We start from the raw sequence: 20,451 nt of genomic DNA on the forward strand, positions 1-20,451 counted from the left end.
AATCAGCGCGTCCTGCCGAGCTCGATGAAGAAATTGCTATCCCCCTCGTTGCTGTGGCCATAACCCATCATCAGCAATCCGATCCAGGAATCGAAACCGAAATAGATGCTGCGGTGCGTCTGATAGTCATCGAAAACGATGGCGCTGTCATACCAGATCTTGCCACGTTCAATTGAGCCGCCCAGGACCAGGGATCGTCCGAGAAGCTTGCCCAGTTCATAGTTATAGCCGGCGAAAACGAGAGCATAGTTCTCGGCGAACTGCTGTTCGGCCTGGTATCCGGCAAAACGGGTGACGCCGCCCAGGCTGTAGTAGTTCTGGAAGCCGGCATCCCCACTGAACGTATTGTGGTAGCGCAGTCCGGCGAATCCGGAATGCTTGCCTAGTGCGCGGGCATGCATTAAATCGAAATTGAACTGACGATAATCGTCGTCACTGCCCCAGGCATCCACGGAACTGACCACGGAGGCTTCCAGGACATTTCCGTTGCGCGGCAGGTACAGCGAATCGACAGTATCGATGGTAAAGCCGAGCGCAAGCTCACGGCGCTGGTAATCGTACTCCGGAAACGCCGTCGAGCCGATGTTGCGCTCGAGCCGACCATTGGCGATGTTGGCCTGCAGACTCAGCTCACCCCAATTGCCATAAGAGCGGCCGAGTTTGGCGCTCATGAATACGGTCGGCGCGGCATATTCCACCAGCACGTTTTCATTGCCATCCACAAGGGACAACAGCGGCTTTTCGTAACCGACACGGATATCGGTGAAGAACGGTGATGCTGGTGCGAGCGGCTGATACCACTCACTGCTCAGGCTGGGCTCATCGCCGAGAGTGAGTAAGGTGCGCAACTCGCCGCCGGATGGATTCATTGGAGCAATAGTGACGCCGGCGGTGATGTTGAACAGGAACTGGCCTTTCGAACTGCTGCTGAAGTTCAAACCGTACTCACCGAAATATTTGCCAACGACTGGCGGGGTCACGGTCACCTTCAGGCCGGTCTCGCCCTGCTTTTCGACCACCTCATAGCTCACCAGTTCCAGCGGATACTGGCCATATATGGCATGGATTTGTTTATCGATTTCGTCACGATTGATGGTTTCACCCTTCAATGTATTCAGATGGCGTGAAAAGATACGGTCATCGTATTCACTGCGGTTATCCAATTCGATGAACGCGATTCGCGTCTGTGCATCGCGGTTTGGCGAAGGTCGGCGTGCCGGCAATTCCGGTCTGGCCAATGCGGCCAGTCGCGGTGCCGCAGCCGCTGCGGCCTTGTCACCGATTTCGAGAGCCAATGCGGCCTTCTCGAAAGATGCTGTGGTCACGTCCTTGCCCAGATCGGGCTGGATCAGGATATCCTTCGGTCCGAGCGTGGCCAGCTGGGCCTGGGTATTGCCGACGGTCAACAGACCCATGACCTGATCGCCGATGGCCAACGCACTGCTTTCGGAATGAATTTCCTGGAGTGGTGTACCGACATCGACGGCAATGACGATATCCGCACCCATTGCCCGCACGACATCCACTGGCACCTGATTGACCAAGCCGCCATCGACAAGAATGCGTCCATCAATAGTGACGGGATTGAAAGCACCCGGAATCGACATGCTGGCACGCATGGCTTTGGCCAGACTGCCAGAATCGAGAACCACGGCTTTGCCGGTGTTGATGTCGGTCGCCACTGCACGGTAGGGAATCGGCAGGCGGTTGAAATCGGTCACCCCGGCCGAGGCTGCAATCTGCCGTTCCAAAAAGAGCTGGATGTTCTGACCCGCAAGCAAGCCCGAAGAGATCCGAAGACCGTCCTTGCCAATGCCCGGCTTGGCTGGAGCCAGAGACTCCAGATCATCCTGTTTGCGCCGGAAGCTGCGATCTTTGCGGACCACGGTATCCTTCATCACGGTATCCCAATCCATGGTCCGCAACATGGTTTCCATGTCCGCCGTGCTCATGCCTGAAGCATATAAGCCGCCGACCAATGAGCCCATCGAGGTGCCGGCGATGCAATCGATCGGGATGCCCTGACGCTCGATTTCCTTGAGCACACTCAAATGCGCGATACCTCGGGCACCGCCGCCGCCGAGCACCAGACCAATACGTGGGCGCGGGTTGTCCGGATCTGCGGCACGGCAGGGCAAAGGACTGTTCTCAGCCTGGAGGAGACCGGAAGCGAATAAAGTCAGTAGAGCGAATTTTATTTTCATGGGCGGTAGCGCTGCGGAGTGACACCGCAATTTTACGGGTTTTGCTTGATTTTTTGCTAATATGTCGCATTCATCTGAGGGTCCGCCATGAAACTTTCCGACACCCGCGCCATCATTACCGGCGGCGTTTCCGGCCTCGGCTTTGCCGTTGCCCAGCATATCGTCAGCCATGGCGGGAAAGTCGCCCTGTTCGACATCAATAGCCTCAAAGCTGCCGAAGCGATCACCACCCTCGGTGCCGGCAACGCCGCCTACTTCAGCACCGATGTTTCAGACGAAGCGCAGATCGCCGAGAATACCGCCAGGGCGGCAGAGTTCATGGGCGGGCTGAACGCCGCCATCAACTGCGCCGGCATTATCGGTGCTGGTCGCGTGCTCGGCCGGGAAGCCTGCATGCCTTTGGATCAGTTCGCCACCACCATCCGGGTCAACCTGATTGGCAGTTTCAATGTCGCCAAGGCCGCAGCTGACAAGATGCAGCATAACGCCGCCGGTGACGACGGCGAGCGCGGTGTCATCATCAACACCGCTTCGGTCGCTGCATTCGACGGCCAGATCGGCCAGGCGGCGTATTCCGCATCCAAGGGTGGCGTGGTCGGCATGACGCTTCCGATGGCACGCGAACTGGCCCGTTTCGGTATCCGCGTGATGACTATTGCACCGGGCATTTTCTGGACACCGATGGTGGATGGCATGCCACCGGCCGTGCAGGAATCGCTGTCGGCATCGATCCCCTTCCCGGCCCGCCTCGGCAGGCCGGAGGAGTTCGCTGCGACCGCCGCCTTCATTCTCCAGAACCGCTACCTCAACGGCGAAACCATCCGCCTTGATGGCTCGGTCCGTCTGGCCGCCAAATAAAACCAACCGGAATATCCCATGAAAGCTTGTGATGTCAAAAAAGGCAATGTCGTCGAATACAACAATACCGTGTACCAGATCCGCGATATCGAACGTTCGGCACCGCAGGGCCGCGGCGGCAATGTCACCTTCCGCTTCACCATGTATTCGGTACCTGCTGGCAACAAATACGATCTCAGTCTGCGCGCCGACGATGATCTGAAAGAGCTGGATCTGGTCCGTCGGGAAGCCAGTTTTTCATACATGGACGGCGATGCCTTCGTCTTTCTCGACAGCGAGGACTTCACCCCCTACCAGCTGGATGCCAACATCATCGGCGACATGGCCGGCTACATCACCGAAGGCCTTGAAGGCGTCTATGTGCAGCTGATCGACGATGCGCCGGTGGCCATCCAGATGCCGCCGAGCGTGGTGCTGGAGGTCGTCGATACGCCACCCGAGCTCAAGGGCGGCACCGCCACCAAACGCCCGAAACCGGCCAAGCTCAGCACCGGCATCGAAATCCAGGTGCCTGAATACGTCAGTAATGGCGAAAAAATATACGTGTCGACCGTCACCGGCGAATTCGGCGGTCGCGTGTAACCTGCCAGATGGATTAAAATCTGCCTATCGCGCAAGCCATCGGTGCGCCATTCGCCGGATGGATTCATCCAACCCGTCATTCTGCGCAAGATCATGGACGTCGAACCAACGCAGTTGCCAGGACTCGGTATTGCCGGAAAACTCCTGAGATCCTGTGGCCCGAACCACGAAACGGACATCATAATGCCAATGCTCCGGCTCAGTGCCTCGGGCCGAAATTCGGTGCTTATCCAGATCAAAAATGGTCGGCTCCACGTGTAGGTTCGGCAATCCGGTTTCCTCCATGGCTTCGCGCAGGGCGACGGCGGCCAGATCCCAGTCCCCATCCGCATGCCCGCCCGGCTGCAGCCAACGGTCCAGCTTGCGATGGTGCATCAATAGTGCTTTTCGCCCATCGGCCGACACCAACCACGCGGAGCCGGTCAGATGGCCGGCAAGCCGAGAGCGCATGCAGGCGTCCGCGGACGAGGAAACCAACTCCAAAAACTCCTGGCGTAGCGCGGTCTCAGGCGTTCCAGAAACTGGGTAATTCGCCAATAATTCCAGAAAGTTATGTCGAATATCCGTCATGGTGGTGAATATTTCCCCGAATCGACCGGAAAGGGCTTTACCCCTGCGTTCATCTAGCTTAAGGTAAACGGGTTCGTCCGGATGATCCGGGTCGTTCATTTTTCAAAAAACCTACTTAGAGGGTAGATTAATGGCCAATACTCCAACAACTGGACTTCTTTCGCGCATGCTCATGCGCAAAAGCGTTGAACAGGTCCAACGGGAAAGCGAAACCAGTACGCTGAAGCGTACTCTGGGTCCGTGGAACCTTGTCTTCCTGGGCGTCGGTTGCATTATCGGTGCCGGTATTTTCGTCCGTACCGGTAACGCAGCAGCCCTGCACGCCGGTCCGGCGGTGCTGATTTCCTTCCTGGTCGCCGGTGTGGTCTGCGCCCTGGCCGGCCTGTGTTATGCCGAACTGTCCTCGACGCTGCCGGTTTCCGGCTCGGCCTATACCTACAGCTACACCACGGTCGGCGAGTTCGCGGCCTGGATCATGGGCGGTCTATTGCTTCTGGAGTATGGTCTTGCCGCCTCGGTGGTTGCCGTTGGCTGGTCGGGCTATGTAGTCAGTCTGCTCGGTGATTACGGGCTGGTAATCCCTCCGGAATTGACTGGCCCCTTCGGTCATACCCTGATGCGCGACGGTGTTGCCGTCATCGGAGCGGATGGCAATCCGGTCACCACCCTATTCAATCTTCCAGCCTTTCTGATCTGCTTGGCGCTCGCCGGCCTGCTGATCATCGGCGTTTCCGAAAGCGCCAAAGTGAACAACGTGATTGTCGCCATCAAGGCTTCGGTCATCATCGCCTTCATCCTCATCGTAGGCTGGTTCGTCATTCAGCACCTCGATACCCTGAAAGCCAACTGGGATCCATTCATTCCCGAAGCGACCGGCAAAGAAGGCGAATTCGGCTGGGGCGGAATTTTCCGCGCCGCATCAATCGTATTCTTTGCATACATCGGCTTTGAGGCCGTGTCTACGGCAGGACAGGAAGCCAAAGACCCGAAACGCGACATGCCGTTCGGTATCATCGGGTCCCTGTTGATCTGCACCATCCTGTACATCCTGGTCTCGATCGTGATGACCTTGATGGTCAACTACAAAATGCTGAACGTGCCCGATCCGGTTGCCGTTGCCGTGGATGCCATGGGTCCTGCCTGGGGCTGGTTTGCAAAAACCATCAAGATCGGTGCCATTATCGGCCTGACTTCGGTCATCCTGGTGCTGATGTACGGCCAGACCCGCATCTTCTACACCATGGCCCGCGACGGCCTGCTGCCGAAAGTGTTCGCGAAAGTACATCCGAAGTTCCAGACGCCGTGGGTCAACACCATCCTGGTTGGTCTGCTGACCGCCTCATCGGCGGCTTTCTTCGACATCAACACGCTCGGCGACATGACCTCGGTCGGCACCTTAGCGGCATTCGGCATCGTCTGCCTATCGGTGATCTGGCTGCGCACCACGCATCCGGAAATCCCCCGTGGCTTCAAGGTTCCGCTGTATCCGGTCCTGCCGGCATTGGGCATCATCTCCTGCTTTGCATTGATCTTCACCGTGGAAAACCGCGTTCTGGTCTTCTTCGGCTGGTATTTGCTTGCTGCGGTAATTCTGTATTTCATCTACGGTATGCGTAACTCACAGCTCCAGAAGGGCTTGCAGCAACACAATTAATCCTGCAGTTGGTTTAAATGAAACGGCACCTTCGGGTGCCGTTTTTTTATTCCGGGTCGGAGACTGGAACATCCGGTAGCGCAGGCAGATCATCTTCGATTAGCCCAAATGGAACCGACTTGGTCGTCTTGGCGCCCAATGCTTTAAGCTGTTCGGTCTGCCGGACCAGATTGCCTTTGCCTGAAGACAGACGTTTGAGTGCCGAGTCCTGCGCCTCGTTGGCCGCCACCAGAGCCTTACTGACTTTTATCATGTCACTACTAAATGCCACGAATTGATCATAGAGTTTGCCGGCCTGATCCGCGATCTTCATGGCATTGCTACTGCGCTTGTCGAGTTTCTGCAGATGAGCCACAGTGCGGCAGGTGGCCAGCAACGTGCTCGGGGCAGCCAGTACAATGTTCTTGTCGAGGGCATAGGTATACAGCGCATCATCCAGGCGCAGGGCATCGATGAACGCCGACTCGACCGGGATGAAAATCAGAACGAAATCAAGATTGCGCTTGCCGGGAAGCTCTTCATAGGCTTTTGCGGACAGACCGTCGATATGGTTTTTCAACGAGCGCACATGCTCTTTCAGGGCGGCTTCGCGTTCGAGGGCAGTTTCAGAATTGATGTAACGATCATAGGCAGTGAGCGAAACCTTCGAGTCGACAATGATGGCTTTGTTCTCCGGCAGAAAAATCACGCAGTCGGGCTGCTTGCGTGTGCTCTGTTCATCCACATAGGAAAACTGCGCGTGGTAATCACGGCCCTCGGTCAGACCGGATGCATCGAGAATGCGACCCAGCACCTGCTCACCCCAGCCCCCCTGGGTCTTGTTATCGCCTTTGAGTGCACGGGTCAGGTTGGTAGCCTCCTCGGCCATACGCAGATTGAGTTCTTTCAGGGTGTGGATACCCTGATTGGTCTGATGCACGGTATTCCTGAATTCACCGATCTGGGTTTTGAGCGGGTCAAGCATGGCTTCGAGATGCTCTTTGCTTTGGCTCTTGAAAGCGGTCGATTTTTCTTCGAAAATCCGGTTAGCCAGATTCTCGAAGCTTTCCTTCAACCGATTCTCAGCCGAAATGAGCTGATTCAGCTGTTCGTTGGCCGCCGCCTCACGTGCAGCAGCAGCCGACTCCAAAGCAACATACTTCTCGCGGATGACCGCCAGCTCGGCGGCCTGCCCGGCAAGCCTGCGATTCTCCTCGTTCAGATACTCCAATTGCACGGCTAAGGCCGCTTTCTTCATCATCACGACAAGCGCGGCTATCACAGCCACGATGAACAGCAGCAACAAGATCAGATGAATGGAATCAAAGGACATAAAAGGCCGAGCTCTAGGGGAACTTGGCTATCTTACGGCATGGCGGTCTCGTATTCCGAGACCGCCGTATATTGACAGGGGTCAGGCTTTCTTGGCCCAAGCCGAGCACCAGCCGGCCGGAGCCACCGCAAATCCCGGGAAGATGCCACAAGCCTTGGTAGCAGCCTGAAACAAGGAGCAGTTGGCACAGTTACTGCCTGGTTTCACGCCCACCCCCTTCTTGGCGTCGGTCACGTATTTCAGGGCAACCGCCTGAGGATTGGTGGCTGGAAGCGGTTTCAGGGCCGCCGCGGAAGCGGTCGCCGAAAGCATGGCTCCGGCAAACGGCAGGACTGCGACTGAGACCAGGCCCCGAACCAGAAATTGACGGCGGCTGTTTTCTTGGGATTTCATGGTAACGCTCCTATAATCATGAGAAAATGAACTTAGGGTAATCATATCCCTACCCATGCATGCTGACTTACTTTAAGTCAATAAAACGGCAATTTTCTGCATTGATTTCAAACAATTGAGAATGACTCTTATTCATGGCAAGCTTAAATTCCACCGTTGAACTTGAACGCCTGATCGCCTGTACGGCTAAGCTGGCCGCGACAGGCCTGACGCCAGCGACCAGCAGTAATTTTTCTGTCCGCGCCGATGCCAACAGCTGTCTAATCACTGTGAGTGGACGCGACAAAGGGCGCTTGGCTGCCGATGACTTCATGCGCGTAGACAGCCATGGCAATACATTAGACCCAAGTCGAACCGCATCCGCTGAGACCCTGCTGCACACCCAGATCTATCGGGAGCGGCCCGATGCGGGCGCGGTATTGCATACACACTCCTTGGCGCAGACGCTGCTGTCCATGCGCCACGCACAGGATGGCTTCATCGAAATCAGAGGCTACGAACTGCTGAAAGCATTCAATGGCATCAAAACGCACGACACGGCCATCCGCATTCCCGTTGTCGCCAATTCGCAGGACATGGCTGCGCTATGTGCCGCCATCGCTCCCGCCTTTACCGAACAGAGCTTCTGGGGCTATCTGATTGCCGGCCACGGCTTGTACACCTGGGGCCGAGATGTCGAAGAAGCACAGAGACATCTGGATGCCTTTGAATTTCTTTTAACCGCCGAAATGACCAAACTGGGGTTCCGTGCATGAGCCGTTTACGTGTTTTTTCCGAATCCGCACCCGATACCGTTCTGTTCGAAAGCGATGACGCTGCTGTCATTGCCGCGCAACTGGCGCCGCTGGGTGTCGGTTTCGAGCGCTGGGCGGTGCGGCCGATTGCCGACGATGCCAGTAATGAAGCGATTCTCGCATCCTACAAATCTGAGATCGACCAGCTGGTAGCAGAAAATGGATTCCGTGCCGTCGATGTGGTCAGCATCAATCCGGACCATCCGGACCGCGAGGCCATGCGTGCGAAATTTCTGAGCGAACACCGCCACAAGGAGGACGAAGTCCGCTTCTTCGTCCGTGGCTCCGGTCTTTTCACCCTGCATATCGAGGACCGGGTCTACGAAGTGCTTTGCCAGAGCCAGGATCTGATCCGTGTTCCGGACGGGACCAAGCACTGGTTCGACATGGGGCCCATGCCCCGCTTCACCGCCATCCGCTTTTTTACCGAAGCGGATGGCTGGGTGGGTTATTTCACCGAGTCCGGACTTGCCGAACGCTTTCCACGCTACGAAGGCCATGCATGAATGCCATCAAGGCTATCGTCACCGATATCGAAGGCACCACCAGTTCCATCGCATTCGTTCGGGACGTGCTGTTTCCTTATGCACGCGCCGCCTTGCCAGGATTTCTGCAGGAGCACCATGGCCGGGCCGAGGTTTTGCATTGGATCAAAGCAGTGGCCGAAGAGAATGGCCTTGCCGCTGACGACCTCGACGGCGTCACCGAACTTCTTCTGCGATGGATTGATCAGGACCGCAAGCACACCGCACTGAAAGCCCTACAAGGCATGATCTGGGTCGATGGCTATGTCCAGGCCACTTACAAAGCTCCGGTCTATGCCGATGCTGAAGCCAGCCTGCGTCGCTGGCATGCCGCCGGCATACCGATTTACGTTTACAGTTCCGGCTCGGTTCCCGCTCAAAAGCTGTTCTTTGCCCACACCGACCACGGTGATCTGCGTCCGATTTTCACGGACTATTACGATACCGAAATTGGCGGTAAGCGCGACATCGGGAGCTATGAGCGCCTCGCTGGAGCGATCGGTATACCACCGGAAGATCTGCTGTTTCTTTCCGATATCGTTGACGAACTGGATGCCGCGCGGAATGCCGGCTGGCAGACGGCTCTGATCGACCGCCGCGAGGATTACCCGCAGGCCCGTACCGGCGATGCCGCCCATGGACACCTTCGATTCGAACGATTCAGTGATATCGACGCGATTTAAGGGCTGACGTCTTCCAGCCGGTAAACGGCCTCCTCTGACACCTCGCCCAGCCACGCATCGATGGCCCGGACGCGGATACGGTGCCCACCCAGAGCCAGATCGGTGGGCAGTGCGAAACGCCAGAGATGACTCGACGGCGTGGCTTCCGGTGCTCGGTCATAGCCGGTCAGCACCGATGCGGCATCATCCTGCAGATTCAGCGCCAACACTCTTGGATCGGCCCGCTTGACCCGTTGCATCGGCTGCCACGGGCCGTCATCGATACGGACTTCCACGCGGGTGTCCGGGCGCGCCATGAACACGTTGGCGTAAAGACCGACACCGGGATAGGCACCGCGCCTCAGTACCTGGGGGGCATGCAGGGCCATGACGGCATCAGGGCGATTGCGGGCATTGAACCACTGCAGACGGTAATCCCGGGGTGAGATATGCAGACGGGCATAGCCGTTGGGAGTGCCATCGCTCATGGTGGCATCGGGTAATCCGTCTTTATCCTTCAAACCGGCCCAATAGCCGCCGCAGGTTGCGCCGGCATTGTATTCGAAAAGACGTCCGATGCCATGCCAATCGCTGTCCGGACCGTGCCGGATGATATTCTGCGCATGCGAGTGCGCTGTAAGCAACAACACATCCCGGAACGGTGCGAGCAGTTTGAACAGTCGCCTGCGGTCGGCACTGCGGAAGGTTTCGGCATCGTCCTTGGTCTGGAAAAAGGGAATATGTGCGGAAATCACCAGCAGGTTGTTTTTGTCGGCACCGGCCAGATAGCGCGCCAGAAAATGGAACTGCGATTCGCGCAGGCCGCCGATGTAGGCAGGCTTTCCCCCAGGCTGGTAGATCACATCATCGAGCACGATGAAGTTGGCGTGCCGTTCTTCCCAGGCGAAGGTATCCGGACCGAATTGCGCTCGGAAGCTTTCCAACGAGCCGGCATCGCCAGCCGCATCGAAATCGATATCGTGATTTCCGGGCGCATAAAGGCGCGGAAACCCGAGTTGCCGGTCGGCTTGCTTCACGCCGGCCAATAAGGTCAGATCATCATGCACGATATCCCCGAGCGTGATACCGAGGGTCGCCGCCGGATCGGCACGTAGCGGCGCGATGATGTCCCGGAGGTAGTAATCCAAATCGACGGCTGTCTTCGGTTGCGGGTCGCCGAACACCAGAACTGAAAGCGGCAGCTCCGAATTCTGTGCATCTGGATTCAGGGCGAATGATTTGCATGCAGTATCGGAATGCACGACGCCGCCGTACCTCAGTTTCGCGCCAGTTCCGGCCTGATTGGCGAAAAAGTCCGGAAGACCGTCCGCGCGTTTTGGCAATGAATAACCGGAAGGTTTAATCACGAACAAGGTTTTCCCAGGCATGGCAGCGAGGCGGTAACGGCCATCGCGGTCAGTGCGTACGATATGCTCGCCATCGGACACAGCGACACCCGACAATCCGCGTTCGCCGGCATCAAAAACACTGTTGCGATTGGTATCGATGAATACCCGACTATCACAGACCGCAGGCAATAGCGTCGGAAATAACGCCAGCGCCCCTGCCAGAACGGTACCGGTGCGCATCATTACTGCACGGCCCTGGCGGCCATCAGCAACTCGCCGTGTTCGACCAGATCGACCATGCGCTGGACCTCACCATCCATGGAACGGTCGCCCGGCATGAAGGCGATATGCCGGCGCAGCGCCGCCAGTGCCGCCGCTACCGGGCGTCCTGGCGTGAATTCACCGGCTGCGGCAAGTTCAGCACGCAAGGCTTCGACCTCCACCATGAAATCAGCATATTCGGCCTCATCCGGATCCGGAGCGCCGTTGATTTTCGAAGCCAAAACTGCATTATCATGGGTTGCGGCAAGTTGGCGGGCGGCGTTGATCATATCCTTACGGAACTCGAGTGCCTGAGCCGCGGTATAGATTTCCAAGGCGATCACTTTGCCAAGATCATGCGCCATGTCCAACACATGCCGGGCCTCATTGGCACCCATCGAGACGTGATCTTCGGCATTGGCGCTAGTCGGTATCGAATACACCGAGGCCGGATGCGAACGGGTAGCCAAATCGTTGACGATGGCCGCTGCTGTGTACTGGACGATCATGAATCCACTTTCGGTACCGTCTTCGTTGCCGATCAGAAACGCCGGAAGGCCATCATTGGTAGCCGGATCGACCAACTTATTGAGTCGGCGCTCCGAGATCGAGGCCAATACCGGAATCGCGGCTTTGACATAACTCATCACCAGCGCCAAGGGCATGCCATGGAAATGCCCGGCGGATACAATCTGGTCCTCGATATTGCGGGCGCCTTCCAGCTCAGGAAAAATCAAGGGGTTATCGGTGACCGCATTGAGCTCGATTTCGAGAACCCTTCTGGCCTGTGCCACCGCATCGCGGACGGCGCCATGAACCTGCGGAATGCAGCGCAGCGAGTAGCTGTCCTGTGGCTGGTGTTTCTTGCCGCCGCGGAAGGGCTTGAAGCGTTGATAGAATTTTTCACGACCATGGCGTTGGTTGAATGGCACCCAGTCCCAGGAAATATCGAAGTTCAGGGCATCCAGTGACCGGTCCGGCCAACATTCCGGCAACCAGGACTTAAAGCGTGGAACCAGATGGTAGGCGATATCGGTCAGTTTCGAGCCCGTCAGAAATTGCTGAAGATGTTTGGCGGTATGGACCTGACCGGGGTGCGGCCGCAGGGCATGCACATGATCATCGAACGCGCGCATCCGGCCGGCAAAGGCCTCCAGGGTCATGGCAGCGGCGAGATCAGCGGTATCGCACAGCTCTTCCAGCTTGGCGACGGCCAAGACGCCGGTCGCGAGCATCTGTGCCGTGCCGTTATTCAGCGCCAGGCCTTCCTTATGCGAGAGCACGATTGCTTTCAGACCGGCCTTGGTCAGCGCGTCCGCACCGGACAGACGCTCGCCGTCAAAGAACGCCTCGCCGCCGCCGAGCAGCACGATGGCCAAATGCGATAACGGGGCCAGATCGCCGCTGGCGCCGACCGAACCGAGTTTGGGCACCACCGGTATCACGCCGGCATTGAGCATCGCCGTCAAGGCCTGGAGGGTTTCCACCCGGATGCCGGAATGACCGCGCATCAGGGTATTGATGCGAATGACCATCATCGCCCGCACCACTTCGGGTGCGAACGGCTCCCCGACGCACACGGCATGGGTGATGATCAGATTGCGTTGCAGTTCCTGCAGCAGCGTTTCGCCGCTGCGCCGGCTGTCACGGATGGGATGCGCGCCCAGCAATTTATCAGCATTGGAGCCGAACCCTGTGGAAATACCGTACAGGGGCTGCTGCTGGGTGACTTGTTCGGCCAAAAAATCGGCGGTCGCGGCCACCTTGGGCAGCTGCGCCGAATCCAGAATGACACTGGCGCCATAGGCAACCGCGACCACCTGCTCATGACTGAGGGTGGTGCCGGTCAAGGTAATCGATTTCATAGCCCCCACTCCTTGGCCTGGCTCAAGCAACGCAGCAGATCGGCGCGGGCGATCTCGACCTGCTTACCGGTCGCCAAATTCTTGAGGCTGACCACGCCCTTGGCGCGTTCGCTTTCGCCGAACAGGAGCATGTAGCTGAACCCGACTTTATCGGCATACTGGAATTGCTTGGCCAGCTTCTTGGCTTCCAGTTGAACTTCACAGGCGATTCCTGCCGCACGCAGCTCCCCTGCGATGGCCAGAGATTCGGGAAGGTCGTCATCACTCATCAGGCCGATCAGCACCATATGGCTGTGCGGATCGGGGGCAATCAGTCCGGCTTCGCGTAATTGCCAGAACAGCCGGCTGGCGCCGATGGAAATACCGACGCCGGGAAGTTTCGATTTGCTGTAGTGGCTGGCGAGATTGTCGTAACGGCCACCGGAACAGATGGAGCCGATCTGCGGATAATCGTCCAAGGTGGTCTCGTAGACGGTGCCGGTGTAGTAATCCAAGCCACGGGCGATCGAAAAGTTCAGGGCGTAGTTCTTTTCGGGGACGCCAAGATCTTTGAGCATGGTCAGCACGGCCGCCAGTTCGGCAACGCCTTCGCCGGTCTGCGGATAACGTGCGGCGATATCGGACAGGATGGCTTGTGCCGAGGCATGACTGCTTGAGCGCATCAGCACCAAACCGAGAATCTGTTCAATCACCGCATGCGCCAGGCCGAAGCCCTCGCCTTTCAGGGTCTGTGCAACAGCCTCGGCGCCGCGCTTGTCGATTTTGTCGATTTCACGCAGCACCGCGGCCTGACCCTCGCCATCGCTGATACCGATAGCCTCGAAGAAGCCACGCAGTATTTTCCGGTTATTGAGCGAGATAGTGAATGGCCCGATGGCCAACTCCGAAAATACGGCATGGATGACCGCAGGGATTTCAGCATCGTAGCGTACCGATAGCGCATCCTTGCCGACGACATCGATGTCGCACTGATAGAACTCGCGGAAGCGTCCTTTCTGCGCACGCTCGCCGCGGTAAACCCGCTGGATCTGGTAACGGCGGAACGGAAATGCCAGTTGGTGCTCATGCTCGGCCACATAGCGGGCCAAGGGCACGGTCAGATCGAAACGCAGGGCAAGCTCTGGAGCACCGCCCTGTTCCAGGGCACCGGTCGACTGCACGAAGTAGACCTGCCGCTCGGTTTCGCCCCCGGTTTTGGTCAGCAGCACGTCACTCAATTCAAACACCGGCGTTTCAATTGGCAGAAATCCGAAACGCTCGTAGTTGCGTCGGATAACCTCAAGCATGCGGTTGAAGCTGCGTTGCTCACCGGGCAACAGTTCCAGAGTGCCGGCGGGGGTACGGGGCTTGATCACGATCGACTCCTACGTTCAAGCCCTCATTTTAACGGGTTGCCGGTGGTTTCGGAGATTCCATGCGAAATAGCGGCAGCGGACCCGAAAACAGGGCTTTAGCAGACAGGGCTCGGGGGGGTCATGCCATGCCTTTTCCTGAGCCGCCAAAATACGGTAAAATAGCGTGATCGGGGTGTAGCTCAGTCTGGTAGAGCGCTACGTTCGGGACGTAGAGGTCGCAGGTTCGAATCCTGTCTCCCCGACCAATATTCACGGCGCCGCAAGGCGCGGTTTCAGTTAATCTGGAACAAGTTTGTAGCACGACTCCATATCCCACTGGGGTTAAGGCTGAATTCGGGCTAAATTGGCAGCCAAAGCTTGCTAAAATAAGCCCATGAATCTTCATTTCTACAACAATCTGCATCGCCGGCTGGAAGCCTTTACGCCTGCCGATCCGGCCAACGTCACCGTCTACCTGTGCGGACCGACAGTCTACAACTACGTGCATATCGGTAACGCCCGCGGCCCGGTGGTGTTCGACGTCCTGATCAAGCTCCTGCGCCGGCACTATCCCCAGGTGACCTACGCCCGCAATATCACGGATGTCGATGACAAGATCAATGCCGCGGCCAAGGCCTTGGATGTGCCGATCTCAAGCATTACCGAAAAATACACCGCAATCTACCGTGAGGATATGGCCGCACTCGGCATCCAGCCGCCTGACATCGAGCCGCTCGCCACTGCCCATATCCCGCATATTATCGCGATGATCCAGCGTCTGATTGCCGCCGGACACGCGTATGCCGCTGAAGGCCATGTGCTGTTCGCCGTCGACAGCTACCCGGAATACGGTCGGCTGTCACGCCGCAGTCTGGATGAAATGATTGCCGGTGCGCGCGTGGAAGTGGCCCCCTACAAGCGCCATCCGGGTGACTTCGTACTCTGGAAGCCGTCCACGCCAGACTTGCCGGGCTGGGATTCGCCCTGGGGCGTCGGCCGTCCGGGCTGGCATATTGAATGCTCGGCGATGAGTGAAGCCCACCTGGGCGAAACCATCGATATCCATGCCGGCGGCGTCGACCTGCAATTCCCGCACCACGAAAACGAAATCGCCCAAAGCACCTGCGCCCATGGCGGCAAAGTTTTTGCCCGCTTCTGGTTGCACAACGGCATGCTCAATTTCGGGGGCAGCAAGATGTCGAAATCGGTCGGCAATGTCAGCATCCTGCATGAGCTGTTGGCCAAACATCCGCCCGAAGCCTTACGCTACGCATTACTGTCAGCACATTACCGCCAACCCTTGGATTGGTCCGACGCGCTGATCGAACAGAGCGTGAAGACGCTTGACCGCCTTTACGGCACGCTTCGTGATCTGGGCGACGTCGACGCCGGCAACATGGCCATTCCCGAAGCCATTGATGCCGCATTATGTGACGACCTCAATACACCTCAGGCGCTGGCAGAAATTGCCAATCTGGCCGGCCAGGCGCGGCGCAGCGAGAACGCGGCTGAACGCGCCACGCTGAAAGGACAGCTGCTCGGCGCGGCCGCCGCACTCGGTCTGCTGCAGCAGACGCCGGAAACCTGGTTCGCAAAGGGTACCGATGGCAGTGACGATGCCCGTATCCAAGGATTGGTCGACGAGCGCATCGCTGCCAAGGCCGGAAGGGACTTCGCGCGAGCCGATGCCATCCGCAAACAACTGGCCGACGAAGGCATTCTGCTGGAAGACACGCCGCAGGGCGTGCGCTGGAAACGCGCCTGATGCTGCTACCAACCGAAGCCAGCGCCGCCGAAGCCCAGCAGGCTATCGTGGAAGACTTCGCCTTTTTCGGTGACTGGTCTGAGCGTTATCAATATCTGATTGATCTCGGTAAACGGCTGCCGGATTTTCCCGAGGCGTGGAAAACTGAAAGTAACCGCCTGATGGGCTGTCAGTCGAAGGTCTGGATCGTACCGCACCGGCAGGACGATAAACTGTTTTTCTCGGCAGCATCCGATTCCAGCATTGTTTCGGGCTTGGTCTATCTGGCCCTTCGAGTCTACTCGGGCCGGACCGCGGAACAAATCCGTGCGACCCGCGCGGATTTCGTACAGGCCATCGGTTTAAGCAAACACCTGTCACCAACGCGTAGCAATGGCTTTTCGGCCTTGTTGACCTTCATCCAGAAGACTGCGGAGTCCCTATGAATTTTCGCCCTGCCCTGCTCAGCATCGCCATAGCCGCTCTGCTGGCCAACACATCCCTCGATGCCGCCAGCCCGGCGGGGTCGGCCAATATTCCGCAGCACTCGGAAATTCCAAGCAGCCAACACACTCTGGCATTCTTCATCCAACGTTTCCAGAAGGACCTGGAGAGCACCGAACACACCTATGACATTACCGCCGGAACCGCCCGTGAAAAGGCGCTGCGCAACCTCTATCTGGGCTGGCAAGCGCGTCTCGGAGAGTTCAATGCAGAGACGCTTTCCGCCGAAGACCGTATTGATGTCGCACTGTTCCGGCGCGAGCTGAACTACCGACTCAGCCAGTTGGATTTCGAACGCACGCGTAATGCCCAGGCCTTGAAGCTATTGCCGGAAGTCGCACCGCTGATTGACATGGCCGAGCAGCGCCGGGCGCTTGTGCCGCTGGATGCTGGCAGGGCCAGACATTTAATTGAGCGTGCAGATAGCGCCCTGCGCGCAAACGAAACCCATTTACGCAACAACAAATCGACTTCGCCGGTCATCGCCCTGAGGGCTGCAAGGCTTCTTTCGGCATTCCGTGCTGATTTCAAACAGTGGCACACCTTTTATAACGGCTACGATCCTGTCTATACGCAACAGGTCGCAAAACCCTATGAGGCAATCGACAAGCAATTCGAGGCGACCGCGAAGTTCCTGCGCAACGACATCGCCAAAGCTTCCGACCCGGAAACCATCATCGGTGATCCGATCGGGCGGGATGCCGTTGAGGCTGCTCTGCGCTATGAAATGATTCCGTATACCCCGGAACAGATCGTGCAATTGGCTGAACGCGAATTGAGCTGGTGCCAAGAGGAAATGCGCAAGGCCTCTGCCGAAATGGGTTACGCCAATTGGCAGGATGCGCTGGAACATATCAAGAAAGACGGCCCGGCCGTCGGCGACCAACCGCAGTATGTGGTCAAGCTGGCGGATGAAGCCATCGATTTCATCGAACACAGGCAACTGGTGACCATTCCTGGCCTGGCCAAGCGCGACTGGCGCATGACCATGCTGACTCCGGAATACCAGTTACAGGCGCCGTTCTTTCTCGGCGGCGAAGACGTCTGGGTCGCCTATCCACATGACAGCATGCCAGCCGATAAACAGGCCATGGCCTTGCGGGGGAACAATCGCTACTTCTCACGGGCGGTCGTCCATCATGAGCTGATTCCCGGCCACCATCTTCAGCATTTCTACAATAGCCGCTACAACAGCCACCGCGATCTGTTTGGCACGCCGTTCTGGAGTGAAGGCTGGGCATTGTACTGGGAATTCCTGTTGTACGAAAAAGGCTTTGCACAATCACCCGAACAGAAACTGGGCATGCTGTTCTGGCGGAGCCACCGCGCGGCTCGCATCCTGTTCTCGCTGTCCTTCCATATGGGCACCATGACACCCCAGCAGTCCATCGATATGCTGGTTGAACGGGTTGGTCATGAACGCGCAAATGCCGCTGCCGAAGTGCGCCGAAGTTTCGCCGGCGATTACGGTCCGCTTTATCAGGCGGCCTATATGCTCGGCGGCTTGCAGTTCCGGGAGCTGCGTCGGGAGCTGGTCGAATCAGGCAAGATGACCGATCGGGAGTTCCACGATGCCATCCTGAAAGGTGGCACCATGCCGGTGTCGGTCGTACGCAGCCGACTCATGGGAACCGATCCCGACCCCGAACTGAAACCAGTTTGGCGCTTCTATCCGACCTTGGATGTGGAATAAAAAACCGGTAACGCCGGGGGTTCCTTAAATCATCACTCCATTCGTAAGATATTCATAAATTAATTCTTGTTTATTTTGTACATCTATTTTTCATAGCCATATATACGAAAAATCCTTAGTCTATTTCTCGATAAACATTCATTAAATCGATTATTATTACTCATGCATAAACCACCCAGGGGGGGGGTAAGCATGGCGAATAATAAAATCTTCGATAAAATATCGATAAAGATTAAAAGCCTTCTGCTCTTTATTTGCTTTTCTTTAGTGATTATCTTTGTATTCAGCCTAGAATCCAGCATTGCAGATGCATCATATTCAACAATCATCGATTACTGGATCAGGAATTACATTACATTGACTGTCATTATGATGTTGATGATAGGCTATGCCGCCTGGGAATATCGGGCACATCGTCAATCTGAGATTGCAACTATGCGGCTGGAGAACATAGCCTCCAGTGACACGCTTACTGCTGCGTATAATCGTCGATACTTTACGAATCGGGCAACTGAAGAGATGGCAGAAGCATGTCGTTATGGACAGAAAATCGGCTTACTCATGCTGGATATCGATCACTTCAAACATATCAACGATCAATTCGGGCATGCTGCCGGCGACCAGACTCTGAAAGAATTGGTGATACGAATCCAAACGCAACTCCGGCAGACCGATTTACTGGGGCGCTGGGGAGGCGACGAGTTCCTGGTCATGCTTCCGCATTGCAGTTTGATGGACAGTCACAGCCTTGCTGAAAAACTAAGGAAATCGATAGCAGAAAATGCATTTCCTGATACAGGCGGCTTGCGAATCAGCATTGGCGCAAGTGAATACAGGCCGAATGAAACTTTCATTGAATGGCTGAATCGGACCGATCAGGCGCTTTACCAAGCCAAACTCGCGGGCGGGAATAGCGTCAAGGCCGCTATTTAGCTGCATGCTGCCGATTTAATCACGGCCTTCAACGAACAAAGCCCCGACATCGGGGCTTTGTTGTAACGATGAGCAATCAGTCGCCGAGTTGCTTCTTCTTGTGTTCCCAGCGCTCTTGGGCATCCACCGTACGCTCGGCCATGGGACGTCCTTCCAGACGCTTGATACCGATTTCCTCACCGGTATCCACGCAGTAGCCATAAGTTCCGTCGTCGATGGTGGCGATGATTTTGTCGATCTTATAAAGCAGTTTTCGGTAACGGTCACGGGTACGCAGCTCGAAGAAGTTTTCTGTTTCACGGGATGCGCGTTCGGCTTCATCACCGACATCGCGCGCCTCCTCCTTCAACTCATTGATGGTTTCCTGGGTGGCATTCAGCAGATTTTCGCGTTCGGACATCAGTTTATGCCGGAAATATTCGAGCTGGTAGTCGTTCATGTACTCTTCTTTGTCACTCGGCTTGTAGCCGGGCGGCAACTGGACACGGCGGACGGATTTCGGTTTCAGGGCTTTCTCGACAACCACTTCACGTTTTACATAACCGGCGCGGGCACCTTTTCGGACAGGCTTGGCAACGGGCGCGGGAGGGATTTGCTTCTCGGGGACTTTAACGACTACAGGCACAGATTTTTTCGCCTCAGGCTTTTTGACTTCGGGTTTCTTGCTGACAGGGGCCTTGGCGATCGGTTTGCTGGGCGTGACGGCGACTTTTTTTACAGGTTTTGGGACAGGCTTTTTGGCAACCGGCTTTTTGACCGGTTTAGTCGGCTTTCTGATGGGCGCCTTGGCTTTAGCAATGGGCTTCTTGGCGACCGGTTTTTTGGCTATCGGCTTCTTGACCGGCTTTTTTGCAGACGGCTTGGCTTTTGCAACGGGCTTCTTGGCGATTGGTTTTTTCGCAGAAGTCTTAGCTTTGGCAATGGGTTTTTTGGCGACCGGCTTTTTGGCTAAGGGCTTCTTGACCGGCTTGGCCGACTTTTTCGCGGGAGCCTTGGTTTTGGCAACGGGTTTCTTGGCGACCGGTTTTTTGGCTAAGGGCTTCTTGACCGGCTTGGCCGGCTTTTTGGCGGACGCCTTGGCTTTGGCAACGGGCTTTTTGGCTTTAGCGGGATTGGTGCTGGCTTTTTTTACCGTCTTCTTCGCGGGCTTGGCGGCCTTGGCGACCGGCTTGCGAGCAAGAGGTTTTTTACCGGGTTTTACCATTTTTTTGCTAG

At 56.8% G+C, this 20,451-nt stretch carries 18 protein-coding genes and 1 tRNA gene; 11 read left to right on the plus strand and 8 right to left on the minus strand.

The window, feature by feature from the left end; translation table 11 throughout:
* Positions 1-2 precede the first annotated feature (2 nt).
* On the minus strand, positions 3-2,204 hold the full coding sequence (locus tag ACIQ0Q_RS01160) for a patatin-like phospholipase family protein (RefSeq protein ID WP_395771113.1): 2,202 nt from the start codon (positions 2,202-2,204) through the stop codon (positions 3-5).
* Between the two features lie 87 nt (positions 2,205-2,291).
* On the opposite strand from ACIQ0Q_RS01160, the gene ACIQ0Q_RS01165 reads away from it, so the two are divergent.
* Together ACIQ0Q_RS01165 and yeiP are read left to right on the plus strand one after the other, a co-directional pair.
* A complete protein-coding gene (locus ACIQ0Q_RS01165; protein WP_395771114.1) occupies positions 2,292-3,062 on the plus strand; it encodes an SDR family NAD(P)-dependent oxidoreductase in 771 nt (256 codons plus the stop codon).
* Positions 3,063-3,080: 18 nt separating this feature from the next.
* Positions 3,081-3,644, plus strand: coding sequence for an elongation factor P-like protein YeiP (gene yeiP, locus ACIQ0Q_RS01170; RefSeq protein ID WP_395771115.1), 564 nt, complete (start codon positions 3,081-3,083; stop codon positions 3,642-3,644).
* Positions 3,645-3,668: 24 nt separating this feature from the next.
* On the opposite strand, the gene ACIQ0Q_RS01175 is transcribed toward yeiP, so the two are convergent.
* Positions 3,669-4,313: an NUDIX hydrolase gene (locus tag ACIQ0Q_RS01175; protein WP_395771116.1), complete on the minus strand. Its 645-nt coding sequence runs from the start codon at positions 4,311-4,313 to the stop codon at positions 3,669-3,671.
* A gap of 67 nt (positions 4,314-4,380) precedes the next feature.
* Between ACIQ0Q_RS01175 and ACIQ0Q_RS01180 the strand changes: the two genes are divergently transcribed.
* Positions 4,381-5,868: an amino acid permease gene (locus tag ACIQ0Q_RS01180; protein ID WP_395771117.1), complete on the plus strand. Its 1,488-nt coding sequence runs from the start codon at positions 4,381-4,383 to the stop codon at positions 5,866-5,868.
* Positions 5,869-5,914: 46 nt separating this feature from the next.
* On the opposite strand, the gene ACIQ0Q_RS01185 is transcribed toward ACIQ0Q_RS01180, so the two are convergent.
* On the minus strand, positions 5,915-7,180 hold the full coding sequence (locus ACIQ0Q_RS01185; protein ID WP_395771118.1) for a DNA recombination protein RmuC: 1,266 nt from the start codon (positions 7,178-7,180) through the stop codon (positions 5,915-5,917).
* 81 nt (positions 7,181-7,261) lie between these two features.
* On the minus strand, positions 7,262-7,573 hold the full coding sequence (locus ACIQ0Q_RS01190; protein ID WP_395771119.1) for a high-potential iron-sulfur protein: 312 nt from the start codon (positions 7,571-7,573) through the stop codon (positions 7,262-7,264).
* A gap of 134 nt (positions 7,574-7,707) precedes the next feature.
* Between ACIQ0Q_RS01190 and ACIQ0Q_RS01195 the strand changes: the two genes are divergently transcribed.
* The 3 genes from ACIQ0Q_RS01195 to mtnC are packed head-to-tail and all read left to right on the plus strand — an operon-like array spanning position 7,708 to position 9,574.
* Positions 7,708-8,328, plus strand: coding sequence for a methylthioribulose 1-phosphate dehydratase (locus tag ACIQ0Q_RS01195; RefSeq protein WP_395771120.1), 621 nt, complete (start codon positions 7,708-7,710; stop codon positions 8,326-8,328).
* On the plus strand, positions 8,325-8,873 hold the full coding sequence (locus tag ACIQ0Q_RS01200) for a 1,2-dihydroxy-3-keto-5-methylthiopentene dioxygenase (RefSeq protein WP_395771121.1): 549 nt from the start codon (positions 8,325-8,327) through the stop codon (positions 8,871-8,873). Before ACIQ0Q_RS01195 ends, ACIQ0Q_RS01200 begins: the two co-directional genes overlap by 4 nt.
* Positions 8,870-9,574, plus strand: a complete 705-nt coding sequence (gene mtnC / locus ACIQ0Q_RS01205; RefSeq protein ID WP_395771122.1) for an acireductone synthase — start codon at positions 8,870-8,872, stop codon at positions 9,572-9,574. Before ACIQ0Q_RS01200 ends, mtnC begins: the two co-directional genes overlap by 4 nt.
* Here mtnC and ACIQ0Q_RS01210 read toward each other — a convergent pair.
* The 3 genes from ACIQ0Q_RS01210 to hisS are packed head-to-tail and all read right to left on the minus strand — an operon-like array spanning position 9,571 to position 14,383.
* Positions 9,571-11,145, minus strand: coding sequence for a calcineurin-like phosphoesterase C-terminal domain-containing protein (locus tag ACIQ0Q_RS01210; protein ID WP_395771123.1), 1,575 nt, complete (start codon positions 11,143-11,145; stop codon positions 9,571-9,573). The two genes, mtnC and ACIQ0Q_RS01210, sit on opposite strands and share 4 nt — an antisense overlap.
* Positions 11,145-13,028 carry a histidine ammonia-lyase gene (gene hutH / locus ACIQ0Q_RS01215; RefSeq protein WP_395771124.1) on the minus strand — a complete coding sequence of 628 codons (1,884 nt, stop codon included), beginning with the start codon at positions 13,026-13,028 and terminating at the stop codon, positions 11,145-11,147. Before hutH ends, ACIQ0Q_RS01210 begins: the two co-directional genes overlap by 1 nt.
* Positions 13,025-14,383, minus strand: a complete 1,359-nt coding sequence (gene hisS / locus ACIQ0Q_RS01220) for a histidine--tRNA ligase (protein ID WP_395771125.1) — start codon at positions 14,381-14,383, stop codon at positions 13,025-13,027. The genes hutH and hisS overlap by 4 nt, the downstream gene beginning before the upstream one ends.
* 168 nt (positions 14,384-14,551) lie before the next feature.
* Between hisS and ACIQ0Q_RS01225 the strand changes: the two genes are divergently transcribed.
* From ACIQ0Q_RS01225 to ACIQ0Q_RS01245, 5 genes are all read left to right on the plus strand, one after another.
* A tRNA-Pro gene (locus ACIQ0Q_RS01225) sits at positions 14,552-14,628 on the plus strand.
* Between the two features lie 128 nt (positions 14,629-14,756).
* On the plus strand, positions 14,757-16,127 hold the full coding sequence (cysS, locus tag ACIQ0Q_RS01230) for a cysteine--tRNA ligase (RefSeq protein ID WP_395771126.1): 1,371 nt from the start codon (positions 14,757-14,759) through the stop codon (positions 16,125-16,127).
* A complete protein-coding gene (locus ACIQ0Q_RS01235; RefSeq protein WP_395771127.1) occupies positions 16,127-16,552 on the plus strand; it encodes a SufE family protein in 426 nt (141 codons plus the stop codon). The genes cysS and ACIQ0Q_RS01235 overlap by 1 nt, the downstream gene beginning before the upstream one ends.
* Positions 16,549-18,303 carry a DUF885 family protein gene (locus ACIQ0Q_RS01240; RefSeq protein WP_395771128.1) on the plus strand — a complete coding sequence of 585 codons (1,755 nt, stop codon included), beginning with the start codon at positions 16,549-16,551 and terminating at the stop codon, positions 18,301-18,303. Before ACIQ0Q_RS01235 ends, ACIQ0Q_RS01240 begins: the two co-directional genes overlap by 4 nt.
* Positions 18,304-18,495: 192 nt before the next feature.
* Positions 18,496-19,236 carry a GGDEF domain-containing protein gene (locus ACIQ0Q_RS01245; protein WP_395771129.1) on the plus strand — a complete coding sequence of 247 codons (741 nt, stop codon included), beginning with the start codon at positions 18,496-18,498 and terminating at the stop codon, positions 19,234-19,236.
* A gap of 76 nt (positions 19,237-19,312) precedes the next feature.
* Here the strand turns inward: ACIQ0Q_RS01245 and dksA are convergent, their stop codons facing one another.
* Positions 19,313-20,440, minus strand: coding sequence for an RNA polymerase-binding protein DksA (gene dksA, locus ACIQ0Q_RS01250; RefSeq protein ID WP_395771150.1), 1,128 nt, complete (start codon positions 20,438-20,440; stop codon positions 19,313-19,315).
* Positions 20,441-20,451 lie beyond the last annotated feature (11 nt).

The sequence above is a fragment of the Arenimonas sp. genome, assembly GCF_044348765.1.
In the GTDB taxonomy this organism is placed as follows: Bacteria; Pseudomonadota; Gammaproteobacteria; order Xanthomonadales; family Xanthomonadaceae; genus Arenimonas.